Genomic DNA, 16,495 nt, shown 5'->3' with positions numbered 1-16,495 from the left:
ATGACCAGCCCGGTCGCGCCGCCACCGATGACCTACCGCGCGCTGGGCAGCAGCGGGCTGCAGGTCTCGCAGATCGGCCTCGGCTGCTCGGGGTTCTGGGGCAACCGGCGTTTTCCGGAGGCCGAGGCCGAACGCATCGTGCGCCGCGCCCTGGAGCGCGGGGTCACGCTGTTCGATACCGGCCACAACTACGCGGCCTTCAACGCCGAACCGCGGCTGGGGCGTATCCTGCAGCGGGCATTCGCTACGCATCCGCGCGATGGCCTGGTGATTTCCAGCAAGGCCGGCACCCTGACCGGCCAGGCCGGCATCAGCGGTGCCGAGCAGCGCGATTTCTCTCCCGCTGCCATCGAACGCAGCTGCGCCGCCTCGCTGCGCAACCTGCACTGCGACCACCTGGATATCTTCCAGCTCCACGGCATCGGCCTGGAGCAGATCAGCGATGAGCTGCTGACCGCGCTGGAGCGCATGCGGCGCAGCGGGATGTTCCGGCTGCTTGGCATCAATACCCATACCGGCGCGGTGATGCAACACCTGGCCGAACGCCGCGGTCCCTTCGACGTCGCCCTGATCGACTACAACGCCCTGCAGCAGGACCGGGAACCGGTCATCGCCGCCATGCACGCCGCCGGCATCGGCGTGCTCGCCGGCACCGTGCTGGCCCAGGGCCACCTGCTTCCGGCCCGGCCGCGCGTGCCCCGGCTGGCCGATGCGTGGTACCTGGCGCGGGCTTGGCTGAAGCCTTCCAGTCGGGCCTTGATGCGCAGCGCCAAGGCGATGCAGCGCACGATCGCCCGCGTTGGCTCGCAGGCACCGGCGCAGACAGCCTTCGCCTACGTCCTGCAGAACCCCGCCGTCGCCTCTGGCGTGCTCGGCACCACCCGGGTTGCGAGTCTGGATCAGGTGCTGGACACCCGCGTGGACATGCTGGCGCCGCAGGAGCGCGAGCGGCTGGTGGCCACCTTCCAGCAGACTGGCGCGTCGCCGAGCCAGTAGCCTTCACGTCGGCTGACGCGTGCTGCGGCAAGCTGCTGTGGTTTTCCTGGAGGCCGCCACGGCATGAAGAAACTCCCCTGGCTCGTGCTTGCCGTCGTCGTCCTGCTCGCCGGCGCCTGGTTCAGTGGCCCGTACCTCGCGGTGCGCGGCCTGGCCCAGGCCATCGAAACCCGCGACACCACCCGGCTCGACCGTTACGTCGACTTCCCGCTGCTGCGCGCCAATCTGCGCGCACAGCTCAACGACTATGTCGTCCGCCGGGCCGGCCCGGAGGTGCAGTCGAACAGGATCGGCGCGCTGCTGTTGTCGGCCAGCCAGACGCTCACCGGCACCGCCGTGGATGCGATGGTGACCCCGACCGGCATCGATGCCGTGCTGCAGGGACACACGCTGTGGAAGCGCGCCAGCAATGATCTGGACAGCACCGACGCCTACGCCGCGCCACGCGCCGCGCGACCGCTGCAGGGCGCCGAGCACCATTTCGAATCGCTGTCGCGCTTCACCGCCACCACGCACACGCCGGACGGCACACCGGTGGTCTTCGTGCTGCAGCGCCACGGGCTGCGCTGGAAACTGGTGAACATCGTGCTGCCGCTGCAGTGAGTGTTCAGGGCGTCCCGACCGACGGTCGTGACCCGCCCTCTACCCGGCTCAGTCGTTGGCCACGCCATGCGGAACATGACCAGCCGCCACGCTCTGGTGCTGGCGGGCGCTGTCGATGTTGTGCTGCGAATCATCGAAGAAGATGTCCGCGCCGAACGCTTCCAGGAACGGCCCCTTGTGACGCCCGCCCAGGAACAGCGCCTCGTCCAGGCGCACGCCCCACTCGCGCAGGGTGCGGATCACCCGCTCATGCGCCGGCGCGGACCGCGCGGTGACCAGCGCCGTGCGGATCGGCGCGTCTTCGCCGGACGGGAACACCGCCTGCAGGGTGTGCAGCGCCGACAGGAAGTTGCGGAACGGGCCGCCGCTCAGGGGCTCGCGTGCATTCTCGCGCTCATGCCGGCCGAAGGCTTCCACCCCCTGTTCGCGCGAAATACGCTCGCTTTCATCGCCGAAGATCACCGCGTCGCCATCGAAGGCGATGCGCAGCTGCCCGGCGGGCCGGCCCAGATCAAGCTGCTCGGCGGCGGCGATGGTTTCGCCCGGGGGCTTGGGCAGGATCGTGGCGGCAGCGATGCCGTGCAGCAGCGCCCGCCGCACCGACTCGGGGTTGGCCGACAGAAAGAGATCGGTGCCGAACGGCTTCACGTACGGCCAGGTCGGTTCGCCGGCGGTGAACGTGGCCCGGATGATGCCCAGCCCGTAGTGCTGGATCGAGTTGAAAATGCGCAGCCCGGTATCGGCCGAGTTGCGCGACAGCAGGATCACCTCCACCCGCGGCGACTCCGGCGACTGCCCCTGGTTGAGCGCCAACAGCTTGCGCACCACCGGGAAGGCCACGCCGGGGCGCAGCACATCGTCCTCGTGCTTGCGCTGGTACTCGGCATAGGCATCCACGCCTTCCGCCTCGAACAGCGCGTGGCCTTCTTCCAGGTCGAACAGGGCGCGCGAGGTCACGGCCACGGTCAGCAAGCGGGGGGTGTTGTCGCCCATGTCGGTCAGCCATCCAATGCGGCCAGATCGGCCGGCCAGCTATTGTCCGTCAAAACATGAACTGTTCGCTGAGGATCCGGTCTTCCAGGTTGTGTTCGGGGTCGAACAGCATCGTCACCCGGCGCTCGCGCGACTCGCGGATGGTCACTTCGACCACGTCGCGGGTCTCGTGGGAATCGGCGGTGACGCTGACCGGACGCTTGTAGGGATCGAGCACGCGGAAGCGTACTTCGGTATCGGCCTTGAGGATCGCGCCACGCCAGCGCCGCGGGCGATAGGGTGCCAATGGCGTCAGGGCGATGGTGTGCGAGCCCAGCGGCAGGATCGGGCCATGCGCGGAATAGTTGTAGGCGGTGCTGCCGGCCGGGGTGGCCACCAGTACGCCGTCGCCGATCAGCTCGGCAACCCGCTCCTGGCCGTTGAGATCGATGCCGATATGCGCGGCCTGGCGGGTCTGGCGCAGCAGGGAGACGTCGTTATAGGCCAGCGAGCCGGTGGTCGTACCCGATTCGGTCAACGCCAGCATCTCCAGCGGGCGCAGGTTGGCCGGCTCGGCGGCCGCCAGCCGCGCCGGCAGGTCGTCGTCACGGAACTGGTTCATCAGAAAGCCCACGGTGCCCAGCTTCATGCCGAACACCGGCTTGCCCAGTGCGCCGTGGCGGTGCAGGGTCTGCAGCAGGAAGCCGTCACCGCCCAGCGGGCACAGGACATCGGCCTCCTCGGGCGGGCATGCGCCGTAGCGGGCCAGCATCAGCGCCAGGGCCTGCTGCGCGGGCTCGGTGCTGCTGGCCAGAAAAGCGATGCGGGGGGTGTCGCTCATGGAAAGTCCGGGTAAGGCATACGACCGAAGCATACCCGGTCGACGCACAGACACGTATGGCGTGTCACAGGCTGTTCCCAAGGCCACCGATCCACTGTCCAGGGGCCGTCGGGTGCGGGGGTGCGGGACCGTAGAAAACATGGGTGTTTTCTACGAGCCCCCAGGGATGGGTTTACGGCGTGTCCCGTCCCCCGCACCCGGCGACCCTCAGACAGTGGGTTGCCAGATCAACACGCCGTCGCCCCAAAGAAAAGGCCCCGAAGAAGCGGGGCCCTTTCGTTTTCACGCGTCAGCGCGGGTTACGCGCCGTGCGCGGCCAGCTGACCAAGGCGCTGCACCGCGACCGACACGGTCGGGTAGTCCAGGGTCTTCTGCTCGGCCAGTTCGGCCAGCATCGACAGGGTGAAGCGCAGGCTGCTGTCGTCACGGCCGATCCAGGCGGCGACCTTGGCCTCCGCGCTGCCGCCCTTCATCGACAGCACCTGGGCAGCCAGGTTGCGGTGATGGGCGGCCAGCTCGTCGCGCAGCACGCCACGGGCCACGGCGTGCCAGCGGCCGTTGACCTCCAGCGCGTCGATCTGCTCGAACAGCCACGGCAGCTGCAGGGCGTCGCCCAGGCGGAAGTGGATCTTGGACACGTCCACCGGCTTGAGCTTGCGGGTGCGGGCCAGTTCGATGATGTCGAACGCCGGTTCCAGGAACTGCAGCTCCGACAGCTGCTGTGCCAGTGCCGGCGGCAGACCCTTCTCCTTCCACTCCTGCACGCTCGCCTCGTAGGCCGGGCGCTGGGAGTCCGGCAGCACGCCGGAGGCCACGCGGATGTCGTTGAACGCCGCCTGGTAACGGTTCACCGCCTCGGTGATGCCCGGCATCGCGCCGGGGCGCGACAGCAGCCAGCGCACGAACGAGCGCTGCAGCTTCCAGATGACTTCCAGCGCATCGATCTGCACCGACTCCGGCAGAGTGCCGTCGAGGGCGTCGATCTGCGCCCACAGGGCGCGCGCGTCCAGCGTTTCACGGCTGATCGTGTACGCCTTGGCAACCTCGGCAATGCTGCGGCCGGTGTCTTCCTGCATGCGCATCAGGAAGGTGGCGCCCATGCGGTTGATGGTCTGGTTGGTCACGGCCGTGGCGATGATCTCGCGCTTCAGGCGGTGACGTTCCATCGCATCGGCATACTTCTTCTGCAGCGGCGTCGGGAAGTAGCGCTGCAGTTCCTTGGACAGGTACGGATCTTCCGGAATGTCCGAATCCAGCAGCTGGGCGAACGCCACCAGCTTGGAGTAGGACAACAGCACCGACAGCTCCGGACGGGTCAGACCCTGGCCACGCGCCTTGCGTGCCGACAGCTCCGCGTCGGACGGCAGGAACTCGATCTGGCGATCGAGCAGACCCTGCTGCTCCAGCGTGCGGATGAAGTGCTGTTTGGAGCCCAGGCGCTTGACCGCCATCCGCTCCATCAGGCTCAGGGCCTGGTTCTGGCGGTAGTTGTCGTTGAGCACCAGCGCGGCCACTTCGTCGGTCATCGACGCCAGCAGCTTGTTGCGCTGTTCAACGGTCAGCTTCTTGGCCCGCACCACATCGTTGAGCAGGATCTTGATGTTGACTTCGTGGTCGGAGGTATCCACACCGGCCGAGTTGTCGATGAAGTCGGTGTTGAGCAGCACGCCGGCCTGGGCGGCTTCAATGCGGCCCAGCTGGGTCATGCCCAGGTTGCCGCCCTCGCCCACCACCTTGCAGCGCAGCTCGCCACCGTTGACGCGCAGCGCGTTGTTGGCGCGGTCGCCGACATCGCTGTGCTGCTCGCTGGCCGCCTTGACGTAGGTACCGATGCCGCCGTTCCACAGCAGGTCCACCGGCGCCTTGAGGATGGCACTCATCAGGTCGTTGGGCGACAGCGCCTTGACGTTCTCGTCCAGGCCCAGCACCTCACGCACCTGCGGGGTGATCTCGATCGACTTCAGCGTGCGCGGGAAGACGCCGCCGCCCTTGCTGATCAGCTTGGCGTCGTAGTCGGCCCAGCTGGAACGCGGCACGGTGAACATGCGCTCGCGCTCGACGAACGACGTGGCCGCATCCGGATTCGGGTCCAGGAAGATGTGGCGGTGATCGAATGCCGCGACCAGGCGGATGTGACGCGACAGCAGCATGCCGTTGCCGAACACGTCGCCGGACATGTCGCCGACGCCGACGGCGGTGAAGTCCTGGCTCTGGCTGTCACGGCCCAGCGCGCGGAAGTGGCGCTTGACCGACTCCCATGCGCCACGCGCGGTGATGCCCATGCCCTTGTGGTCGTAGCCCACCGAACCACCGGAGGCGAACGCATCGCCCATCCAGAAGCCGTGCGCCACGGCCAGGCCGTTGGCGATGTCGGAGAACGTCGCGGTGCCCTTGTCGGCCGCCACCACCAGATACGGGTCGTCCATGTCGTGGCGGACCACGTCCACCGGCGGCACGATCTTGTTGTTGACGATGTTGTCGGTGATATCCAGCAGGCCCTGGATGAACAGCTTGTAGCAGGCCACGCCGTTGGCGAAGACCGCATCGCGGTCGCCGTTCACCGGCGGCATCTTGGCGAAGAAGCCGCCCTTCGCGCCGACCGGCACGATCACGGTGTTCTTGACCATCTGCGCCTTGACCAGGCCCAGCACTTCGGTACGGAAGTCTTCGCGACGGTCCGACCAGCGCAGGCCGCCACGGGCAACCGCGCCGAAGCGCAGGTGGGTACCTTCCACGCGCGGGCCGTACACGAAGATCTCGCGGTACGGGCGCGGCTTGGGCAGGTCCGGCACCAGTGCCGAATCGAACTTGAAGCTGATGACGTGACCCGGACGGCCTTCGGCATCGGTCTGGTAGTAGCTGGTGCGCAGGGTCGCGTCGATCACGCCCATGAAGCTGCGCAGGATGCGGTCTTCATCCAGGCTGGACACACGGTCCATCAGCTTGAGCAGCGCATCGCGCGCGGCATCCATCTGCACCTTGCGGTCGCCCTTGCGGGCGTCGACCACGGTCTTGAGCACCTTCAGGGTAGCCTCGTCGCCGCCGGCCAGCACGGTCAGGTGCGCGCGCAGCTGGGCCTGGCCCTCGGCGATTTCGTCCTTGCTCTCGTTGCCGGTGGCCGGATCGAAGCGGGCTTCGAACAGCTCCACCAGCAGGCGTGCCAGCAGCGGGTAACGGGTGAAGGTGCCTTCCACGTAGGCCTGCGAGAACGGCACGCCGGTCTGCAGCAGGTACTTGCAGTAGCCACGCAGCATGGCGACCTGGCGCCAGTGCAGGCCGGCGGCGAGCACCAGGCGGTTGAAGCCGTCGTTCTCGGCATCGCCGTGCCAGACGCGGGCGAAGGTTTCACCGAAAGCGGCATCGACGCTCGATGCGTCGATCGCACCGGCCACCGATTCCACTTCGAAGTCCTGCACGTACACCGGGGCGTTGTCGACCGTCAGCCGGTACGGACGCTCGGCGATCACGCGCAGGCCCATGTTCTCCATCATCGGCAGCGCATCGGACAGCGGAATGTCGTCCAGCTGGCGATACAGCTTCAGGCGCAGCCCGTCGCCGCCATCGCGCTGCACGGCCTGCAGGCTCAGGCGCAGGTCGTCCGGGCCGGTCAACGCGTCAAGCTGGCTGACGTCGTTGGCGGCGATCTCGGTGCTCGAGTCTTCGATGTAGCCGGCCGGCAGTGCCTTGCCGATGCGGGCGGCAATGCGCAGGCCTTCGCTTTCGCCGTGGCGCGCCACCAGCGCTTCGCGCAGGTCGTCCTGCCAGTTGCGCAGCACCTGGGCCAGCTTCTGCTCCAGCGCGCTGGTGTCCACTTCCAGGGTCTGGCCGGCCTTCGGACGCACGATCAGGTGCACCTGGGCCAGCGGCGACTCACCGAGGACCACCGAGCTGTCCACGTACTCGCCCTGCAGGGCGTCCTTGAGCATCGCCTCGATGCGCAGGCGCACGTCGGTGTTGAATCGTTCGCGCGGCAGGTACACCAGCGCGGAGATGAAACGGCTGTACTTGTCGCGGCGCAGGAACAGGCGGCTGCGCACGCGCTCCTGCAGGCCCAGCACGCCCATCGCGGTGCGGAACAGTTCGTCCTCGCTGGACTGGAACAGTTCTTCGCGGGGCAGCGTCTCCAGGATGTGGCGCAGCGCCTTGCCGCTGTGGCTGGCCGGCGCCAGGCCGGACTGCGTCATCACATACTCATGGCGCTGGCGCACCAGCGGGATTTCCCACGGGCGGCGGTTGTAGGCGCTGGAGGTGAACAGGCCAAGGAAGCGCTGTTCGCCGATGATCTTGCCCTTGGCGTCGAATTCCAGCACGCCGATGTAATCCATGTAGCCGGAGCGATGCACGCGCGAACGGGCATTGGTCTTGGTCAGGATCAGCGCGTCCTTCAGCCCGGTGGTGGCGTTGAGGCCCTGCGCGGCCAGCGTCTTGACCGGACGGGCGGCGGACTTGTCCTTGCCGCGCATCAGGCCCAGGCCGGTATCGTTGAGCGGTGCGAGGACCTCTTCCTTGCCCTGCTTCTCGACGCGGTATTCGCGGTAGCCGAAGAAGGTGAAGTGGTTCTCGGCCGCCCAGCGCAGGAATTCCTGGGCTTCGGCGCGCGAGGCGGCGTCGACCGGCAGCTGGCGGGTACCCAGGTCGTCGGCCAGGGCCAGCGCCTTGGTGCGCATGGCATCCCAGTCGCGGACGATGGCACGCACCTCGTCCAGCGCCTTGATGATGGCCTGCTCGACATCGCTCATGGCGTCGGCCGGCTGGCGGTCGATCTCCAGCAGCATCACCGACTCGGCGGTGCCATCGCTGACCGCGGTGAGCTTGCCGGCCTTGTCGCGGGCGAAGCGGATCACCGGATGGCCCAGCACATGCACGCCGATGCCGTGCTCGGCCAGCGACATCGTCACCGTGTCGACCAGGAACGGCATGTCGTCATTGACGATCTGCAGCACGGTGTGCGCCGACTCCCAGCCATTGGCCTTCAGGGTCGGGTTGAACACGCGCACGTTGGCCTTGCCCGGCTTGCGGACGCGGGCGAACTCCAGCGTGTCCGCTGCCAGTGCGGCCCACTCCTCAGCGGTGTGGTGCGGGAACTCGTCCGCCTCCATGCGCTTGTAGAAGTCGGCGGCAAAAGCCACTGCCTCGGCCTGCCCGGCCGACGGGTAGCGCTTGCGCAAGGCCGTGTACACCGGCTCCAGCGAGAAGCCCACTGGCGAAACAGTCTGCGTATCGGCTGGTTTGGATTTGTTTTTCACGGTCTTGGCTGCTGGTTTTTGCGGTTTCATGGCAGAGCGGTGCGTGTTGCTCAGTTGGGAAAATGAAATTGTAGGCCTACCGCACAGAAATACCTTGCTGCAGGACGGAATAAGGCAATTCGGGTTGGGTGGCGTTTACATCGCGCCGGTCGATCCGCACGCGTACGGGGGCACGCGGCGGAGCGCCACGCAACGCAGCATCGGCCACATGTGTGGCAACTTGACGTGCGGCATCCAACTGCGCGCGAATACAAGGCTTCTCCAATTCTGAACTGGACGGTATAGTCCACCGCGTGAATCCCCCACACCCCGCCGCCAGCCCCCTGGATGCGCGCGACCAGCGCGTGTTCGATGCCGTGCGCGACCTGTTCGCCACCCAGGGCATGCAGATCAGCATGGACGCGGTGGCCCAGCATGCGGGCTGCTCCAAGCAGACCCTCTACAGCCGCTATGGCAGCAAGCAGGAATTGTTGCGCCGGGTGATGCAACGGCATGTCAGCCGCGCCACCGCCGGGCTGCACAGCCTGGACCAGGGCGACCTGCGCGGCAGCCTGCTGCAGTTCGCCAGCGACTACCTGGAGCACACCCACCAGCCGCACGTGGCCCAGGCCCGCCGGCTGATCGCCGCCGAGTCGGCCCGGTTTCCGGAGGAGGCCGGGGCCCTGTATCGCGATGGTGCGGGGGCGCTGCACCTTCACGTGGCTGAATGGATACAGGCGCGCAGCGCCCTCGGCCAGCTCAGGCATGACGACCCGCACTTCATGGCCGAACTGCTACTAAGCATGATCGCCGGCCTGGACGTCGAGAAGCAGCGTTTCCATACCCCCCACCGCGTCGACGCCGCCGAGCGCCGTCGCTGGGCAGAATTCTCCGTCGACAGCTTCCTGCGCGCGTTCGCCGTGCCGGAAACCGCCACGGCTCCGTATTCAAACCAACACCGGAGTTTCTCCTGATGATCGCCCCACTCCGCACCCTTGCCCTGACGTGCGCAGTCGCTGTCGCACTGACCGCCTGCAAGAAGCCAGAGCAGCAGATGCCCCCGCCGCCGGAAGTGGGCGTGATCGATGCCAAGCCGCAGACGCTGCCGCTGCAGCGTGAGCTGGTCGGCCGCCTGTCGCCGTACCGCAGCGCCGATGTCCGCGCCCGCGTGCCCGGCGTGCTGCTCAAGCGCGTCTACCAGGAAGGCGCCGACGTCAAGCAGGGCCAGGTGCTGTTCCTGATCGACCCGGCCCCGCTGCGCGCCTCGTTGAACGCCTCGCAGGCCGAGCTGGCCTCGGCGCAGGCTACTTACGCCAACGCCAAAGCCGCCGCCAACCGCGCCCGCTCGCTGGCCCCGCAGAAGTTCGTGTCGCGCTCGGACCTGGACTCGGCCGAAGCGGCCGAACGCACCGCCGCCGCCGCCGTACAGCAGGCCCAGGCCGCCCTGACCAGCGCGAAGATCAACCTCGGCTACGCCGAAGTGACCGCACCGATCAGCGGCCGCGCGGGCAAGCAGCAGGTCACCGAAGGCGCGCTGGTCGGTCAGGGCGACGTGACCCTGCTGACCACCGTGGACCAGCTCGACCCGCTCTATGTGAACTTCTCGATGAGCGTGGACGAGCTCACCCAGATGCGTGCGGCGCAGGCCAAGGGCCAGCTGGCCCTGAGCGGCGATGGCAAATCGACCGTGCAGGTCAAGCTCGCCGACGGCACCGTCTATGACCAGCCGGGCACGCTGGACTTCTCCTCGACCACCGTCGACCCGGCCACCGGCGCGGTGTCGCTGCGCGCGGTCCTGCCCAACCCGCAGCAGATTCTGCTGCCGGGCGCCTTCGTCAGCTTCCAGGCCACCCTGGGCGAGCGCAACAACGCGTTCCTGGTGCCGCTGCAGGCCCTGCAGCGCGATACCACCGGCGGCTACGTGCTGGTGGTGGGCAAGGACGGCAAGGTCGCCCGCAAGAACGTCAAGAGCGAAGGCCAGCAGGGCGGCAACTGGCTGGTCAGCGGCGGTCTGGAAGCCGGTGACAAGGTGATCGTTGCCGGCGTGCAGAAGGTCAAGGAAGGCGCGCCCGCCACGGCCAAGCCGTGGGATCCGGCCAGCGCCAACGCCAATGGCCAAGCCCCGGCTGCTGCCGGTGCCGCACCGGCGGCGGCCAAGCCCGATGCTGCCGCCCCGCCGGCCGATGCGCCCGCCGACAAGGCCGACGCGGCCCCTGCCGCCGAACCGAACAAGCAATAACGGGAACCGTCCGTCATGCCTAAATTTTTCATTGAACACCCGGTATTCGCCTGGGTGGTCGCGATCCTGATCTCGCTCTCGGGCGTGATCTCGATCCTCGGTCTGGGCGTGGAGTCCTACCCGAGCATCGCACCGCCCCAGGTGACGGTGAGCGCCACCTACCCCGGCGCCAGCGCCGACACCACCGAAAAATCGGTCACCCAGGTGATCGAGCAGCAGCTGACCGGTATCGACCACCTGCTGTATTTCAGCTCGTCCTCGGCCTCCAATGGCCGTGCCTCGATCACCCTGACCTTCGAGACCGGCACCGATCCGGACATCGCCCAGGTGCAAGTGCAGAACAAGGTGTCGCTGGCCACCCCGCGCCTGCCCACCGAAGTGACCCAGCAGGGCGTGGTGGTGGCCAAGGCCAACGCAGGCTTCCTGATGGTGGTCGCCCTGCAGTCGGACAGCGCCTCGATCGACCGTGACGCGCTCAACGACATCGTCGGTTCGCGTGTGCTCGACCAGATCTCGCGCATTCCCGGCGTCGGCAGCACCCAGCAGTTCGGTTCCGAGTACGCCATGAACATCTGGCTCAATCCGGAAAAGATGCAGGGCTATGGCCTGTCGGCCACCCAGGTGCTGGCCGCGATCAAGGACCAGAACGTGCAGTTCGCGGCTGGTTCGCTGGGCTCGGATCCGTCGCCGGAAGGCCACTACTTCACGGCCACCGTGTCGGCCGAAGGCCGCTTCAGCTCGCCCGACGAGTTCGAGAACATCATCCTGCGCGCCAATACCGACGGTTCGCGGGTGATGCTCAAGGACGTGGCCCGGATCGCCTTCGGCGCCAACAACTACGGCTTTGATACCCAGTACAACGGCAAGCCGACCGGTGCTTTCGCGATCCAGCTGCTGCCTGGCGCCAATGCCCTGAACGTGGCCAACGCGGTCACCGCCAAGATGGATGAGCTGTCCCCCAGCTTCCCGGCGGGCGTGAGCTGGTTCTCGCCGTACGACAGCACCACCTTCGTCAAGATCTCGATCGAGGAAGTGGTCAAGACCCTGATCGAAGCAGTGGCACTGGTGTTCCTGGTGATGCTGATCTTCCTGCAGAACTTCCGTGCCACGCTGATCCCGACCCTGGTCATTCCGGTGGCCCTGCTCGGCACCTTCCTGGGCATGAGCATCATCGGCTTCACCATCAACCAGCTGACCCTGTTTGCGATGGTGCTGGCGATCGGCATCGTGGTCGATGACGCCATCGTGGTCATCGAGAACGTCGAGCGCATCATGACCGAGGAGAAGCTGCCGCCCAAGGCCGCCACCCAGAAGGCCATGACCCAGATCACCGGCGCGGTGGTGGCCATCACCGTGGTGCTGGCGGCGGTGTTCATTCCCTCGGCCCTGCAGGGCGGTGCGGCCGGTGAGATCTACAAGCAGTTCGCGCTGACCATCGCCATCGCGATGGGCTTCTCCGCGTTCCTGGCGCTGGGCTTCACCCCGGCCCTGTGCGCGACCTTCCTCAAGCCGACCCACAGCGACAAGCCGAACATCGTCTACCGCACGTTCAACAAGTACTACGACCGGATCAGTGGCACCTACGTGGGCCACATCACCTCGGCGGTACGCCATGCGCCGCGCTGGATGATCCTGTTCGTGGTTCTGACCGTGCTGTGCGGCTTCCTGTTCACGCGCATGCCGGGCAGCTTCCTGCCCGAGGAAGACCAGGGCTACGCGCTGGCGATCGTGCAGCTGCCGCCGGGTTCGACCAAGGCCCAGACCAACCAGGCCTTCGCGCAGATGCGTGGCGTGCTCAAGGACCAGGAAGGGTTCGAGGGCATGCTGCAGGTGGCCGGTTTCAGCTTCGTCGGTTCCGGCGAAAACGTCGGCATGGGCTTCATCCGCCTCAAGCCGTGGGACGAGCGCAAGGTCACCGTGCCCGAGTTCATCCAGAACATGAACGGCGCCTTCTACGGCATCAAGGAGGCACAGATCTTCGTGGTCAACCTGCCCACCGTGCAGGGTCTGGGCCAGTTCGGCGGCTTTGACATGTGGCTGCAGGATCGCGGTGGTGCGGGCTATGAGCAGCTGACGCAGGCACGCAACATCCTGCTGGGCAAGGCGGCACAGGAGAGCGACCTGCTCACCGGCGTGCGTCCCAACGGCCTGGAAAACGCCCCGCAGCTGCAGTTGCACGTGGACCGCGTGCAGGCGCAGACGATGGGCCTGTCGGTGTCGGACGTGTACAGCACCATCCAGCTGATGCTGGCCCCGGTGTACGTCAACGACTTCTTCTACGAAGGCCGCATCAAGCGCGTGACCATGCAGGCCGACGGCCCGTATCGCACCGGTGCCGAGTCGCTCAACAGCTTCTACACGCCCAGCAGCCTGCAGACCAACGCAGACGGCACCCCGGCGATGATTCCGTTGAGCACCGTGGTGAAGTCCGAGTGGATGTCCGCTCCGCCGTCGCTGAGCCGCTACAACGGCTACTCGGCGGTGAACATCGTCGGTTCGCAGGCACCCGGACGCAGCTCGGGTGAGGCGATGCAGGCGATGGAACGGATCGTCAGCGACGACCTGCCGGCGGGCTTCGGCTACGACTGGTCGGGCATGAGCTACCAGGAAATCCTGGCCGGCAACGCGGCGACCCTGCTGCTGGTGCTGTCCATCGTGGTGGTGTTCCTGTGCCTGGCCGCGCTGTATGAGAGCTGGTCGATCCCGGTGGCGGTGCTGCTGGTGGTGCCGTTGGGCGTGCTCGGCGCGCTGGCGTTCTCGCTGGCCCGGGGCCTGCCCAACGATCTTTACTTCAAGATCGGCCTGATCACCGTGATCGGTCTGGCGGCCAAGAACGCCATCCTGATCGTGGAGTTCGCGGTGGAGCAGCGTGCAGCGGGCAAGACCCTGCGCGAGGCCACCATCGAGGCCTCGCGCCTGCGCTTCCGCCCGATCCTGATGACCTCCTTCGCCTTCATCCTGGGCGTGGTGCCGATGGCCATCTCCACCGGTGCAGGCGCCAACGCCCGCCACGCCATCGGTACCGGCGTGATCGGCGGCATGGTGTTTGCCACCTTCCTGGGCCTGCTGATGATCCCGGTGTTCTTCATCGTGGTCCGCCGGATGCTGGGCGACAAGCTGGACGAGCCCTCCAGGGAGTTCGTCGAGCGCCAGAGCGAAGCCAACGCGGCCCACCGTCCGGATCGTTGATCCGGTTGATGGAACGTTGAACTGAAAAGCCCCGGAGCGATCCGGGGCTTTTTCATGGGCGCTGGTCCGTGCAGTTGCGGCCAGCCTCGTAGAGCCGGGCTCTGCCCGGCCCTACGGGCTCCGTGATTCCCTGCCGGTGCCGAAAACACCCGGGGCCCACGAAGGGCCCCGGGTGTGTGCCTCGAGTGAACCGCGGCTCAGCGCAGGCCGGTCTCGTTGCGGGCGATGACCAGGCGCTGGATCTCCGAGGTACCTTCGTAGATCTCGGTGATCTTGGCATCACGGAAGTAACGCTCCAGGGGCATTTCCTTGGAGTAGCCCATGCCGCCGTGGATCTGCACCGCCTGGTGGGTGATCCACATCGCCGCTTCCGAAGCGGTCAGCTTGGCGATGGCTGCTTCATTGCTGAAGCGCTTGCCCTGGCCCTTCACCCATGCCGCGCGCAGGGTCAGCAGCAGCGCTGCGTCCAGCTTGCACTTCATGTCGGCGATCTTGGCCTGGGTCATCTGGAACGTGCCGATGGCCGCGCCGAACGCCTTGCGGTCCCTTACGTACTCCAGCGTTGCCTCGTAGGCGGCGCGGGCAATGCCGATGGCCTGCGAGGCGATGCCGATGCGGCCGGCGTCGAGCACGCCCATCGCGATCTTGAAGCCTTCGCCTTCCTTGCCCACCACGTCATCGGCAGCGGCCACATAATCCTGGAACTCGATCTCGCAGGTAGCCGACGCACGGATGCCGAGCTTCGGCTCGGTCTTGCCGCGGTGGAAGCCCGGCTTGTCGGTGTCGATCATGAACGCAGTGATGCCACGCGCGCCCTGGTCCGGGTCGGTCATGGCGAACAGCACGATGTACTTGGCCACCGGGCCGGAGGTGATCCAGCTCTTCTTGCCGTTGATGACGAAGGTGCCGTCGGCCTGTTTGACCGCGCGGCACCGCATCGCGGTGGCATCCGACCCGGACTGCGGCTCGGTCAGCGCGAACGCGCCGATGGCCTCGCCCTCGGCGATGGCACGCACATAGGTCTGCTTCTGCGCTTCGCTGCCGTGGGTGAGGATGCCGTTGCAGAACAGCGAGTTGTTGACCGACATGATGGTCGAATGCGCGGCGTCACCGGCGGCGACCTCCACCATCGCCAGCACGTACGCGATCGGGTCCATGCCGGCGCCGCCGTATTCGGCGGGCACTTCGATGCCCATCAGGCCGTTCTCGCCGAGCAGGCGGATGTTCTCCAGCGGGAACTCGCCGGTCCGGTCGTGATGCTCCGCGCTGGGAGCGATTTTTTCCTGCGCGATGCGACGCGCGACGTCCTGCAGCATCAACTGCTCTTCAGTAAAGCTGAAATCCACAACACCCTCCCGGGAACATGGCGAAATGGGCTGCGGAATGCGCAGCCCAAGGTCGGGCGATTGTACCGAGCGACAGTGATTCCGGGCTGACTTGACCCCGCACAGGGCAAGGGACGAAAATATCTCTATATCGCGATAGGTAGATATTCATGGATCTCGAGGATTGGTCTGTCCGGCTGAAGGTGTTCGCCGACGCCACCCGCGTGCGCCTGCTGGCGCTGCTGGAACAGGAAGAACTGACCGTGGCCGAGCTGTCGGCCATCACCACGCTGGCGCAGCCACGCGTGTCCACCCACCTGGCGCGGCTCAAAGAAGCCGGGCTGGTGCGCGACCGGCGTTCCGGCGTGTCGGCATACTACCGCTTCGACGACGCCGCCCTGGACCCGGCGCAGCGCGCATTGTGGCATGCCCTGAGCACCGGCAGCGACGATCCGCTGCTGCGTCAGGATGCTGAACGCGTGGCCAGCGTTCTGGCCAGCCGCGCCGCCGACCAGAACTGGGCCGACAGCGTGGCCGGTGACATGGAGCGCCACTATTCCCCCGGGCGTACCTGGGAGGCGCTGGCGCGCACCGCGCTGCCGCTGCTGGAAACCGGCGATGTGCTCGACATCGCCTCCGGCGACGGCGTGCTGGCCGAACTGGTGGCCCCGCACGCCAAGCGCTATGTCTGCATCGACACCAGTGCGCGCGTGGTGGCCGCGGCCAGCGAACGCCTGCGCCGGCTGGCCAACGTGGAGGTGCGCGAGGGCGACATGCACGCCCTGCCCTTCAAGGACCGCACGTTTGATCTGGTGGTGCTGATGCACGCGCTGACCTATGCCGCCAAACCGGCCCAGGCCGTTGCCGAGGGCGCGCGCGTCCTGCGCTCCGGCGGCCGCCTGCTGCTGTGCAGCCTGGCGCGGCATGAGCACCGGGCCGCAGTGGATGCCTACGGCCACGTCAACCTGGGTTTCAGCGACAAGGAACTGCGCAGATTCGTGGAGAAGGCCGGACTGGTCGTCTCCAGCCTGGAAACGGTGACCCGCGAGAAGCGCCCGCCGCATTTCGAAGTCATCTCGCTGATCGCCAGCAAACCCTGAGCCCC

At 67.0% G+C, this 16,495-nt stretch carries 9 protein-coding genes and 1 pseudogene; 6 read left to right on the top strand and 4 right to left on the bottom strand.

Features of this window, described 5'->3' with window-relative positions:
* Complete coding sequence (locus tag OC534_RS10550) at positions 1-996, top strand: aldo/keto reductase (RefSeq protein WP_262071759.1); 996 nt, start codon at positions 1-3, stop codon at positions 994-996.
* Between the two features lie 63 nt (positions 997-1,059).
* Positions 1,060-1,599, top strand: a complete 540-nt coding sequence (locus OC534_RS10545) for a DUF2939 domain-containing protein (RefSeq protein ID WP_153165384.1) — start codon at positions 1,060-1,062, stop codon at positions 1,597-1,599.
* A gap of 48 nt (positions 1,600-1,647) precedes the next feature.
* Here the strand turns inward: OC534_RS10545 and OC534_RS10540 are convergent, their stop codons facing one another.
* From OC534_RS10540 to OC534_RS10530, 3 genes and pseudogenes are all read right to left on the bottom strand, one after another.
* Positions 1,648-2,592 (bottom strand): 5'-nucleotidase, encoded by a 945-nt coding sequence (locus tag OC534_RS10540; protein ID WP_017355219.1) that lies wholly within the window; start codon positions 2,590-2,592, stop codon positions 1,648-1,650.
* A gap of 49 nt (positions 2,593-2,641) precedes the next feature.
* Positions 2,642-3,412 (bottom strand): NAD kinase, encoded by a 771-nt coding sequence (locus tag OC534_RS10535; protein WP_136003389.1) that lies wholly within the window; start codon positions 3,410-3,412, stop codon positions 2,642-2,644.
* A gap of 299 nt (positions 3,413-3,711) precedes the next feature.
* Positions 3,712-8,604, bottom strand: a pseudogene (locus OC534_RS10530) (NAD-glutamate dehydrogenase domain-containing protein); the annotation flags it as partial.
* 347 nt (positions 8,605-8,951) lie between these two features.
* On the opposite strand from OC534_RS10530, the gene OC534_RS10525 reads away from it, so the two are divergent.
* The 3 genes from OC534_RS10525 to OC534_RS10515 are packed head-to-tail and all read left to right on the top strand — an operon-like array spanning position 8,952 to position 14,065.
* On the top strand, positions 8,952-9,611 hold the full coding sequence (locus OC534_RS10525) for a TetR/AcrR family transcriptional regulator (protein ID WP_136003385.1): 660 nt from the start codon (positions 8,952-8,954) through the stop codon (positions 9,609-9,611).
* Positions 9,611-10,876, top strand: coding sequence for an efflux RND transporter periplasmic adaptor subunit (locus tag OC534_RS10520; protein WP_136003383.1), 1,266 nt, complete (start codon positions 9,611-9,613; stop codon positions 10,874-10,876). The genes OC534_RS10525 and OC534_RS10520 overlap by 1 nt, the downstream gene beginning before the upstream one ends.
* Positions 10,877-10,891: 15 nt before the next feature.
* Positions 10,892-14,065 (top strand): multidrug efflux RND transporter permease subunit, encoded by a 3,174-nt coding sequence (locus tag OC534_RS10515; protein ID WP_017356735.1) that lies wholly within the window; start codon positions 10,892-10,894, stop codon positions 14,063-14,065.
* Positions 14,066-14,262: 197 nt separating this feature from the next.
* Here OC534_RS10515 and OC534_RS10510 read toward each other — a convergent pair whose 3' ends face one another.
* Complete coding sequence (locus tag OC534_RS10510; protein WP_017356734.1) at positions 14,263-15,411, bottom strand: acyl-CoA dehydrogenase family protein; 1,149 nt, start codon at positions 15,409-15,411, stop codon at positions 14,263-14,265.
* Positions 15,412-15,560: 149 nt separating this feature from the next.
* Between OC534_RS10510 and OC534_RS10505 the strand changes: the two genes are divergently transcribed.
* Entirely contained in the window at positions 15,561-16,490 is a 930-nt protein-coding gene (locus OC534_RS10505) for a metalloregulator ArsR/SmtB family transcription factor (RefSeq protein ID WP_017356733.1), read from the top strand.
* Positions 16,491-16,495: the final 5 nt, after the last annotated feature.

This window comes from Stenotrophomonas sp. Marseille-Q5258, from assembly GCF_946900935.1.
Lineage (GTDB): Bacteria > Pseudomonadota > Gammaproteobacteria > Xanthomonadales > Xanthomonadaceae > Stenotrophomonas > Stenotrophomonas nematodicola.
Note: the sequence above shows the minus strand (reverse complement) of the source record. Positions and strands in the feature narration are given on the sequence as shown.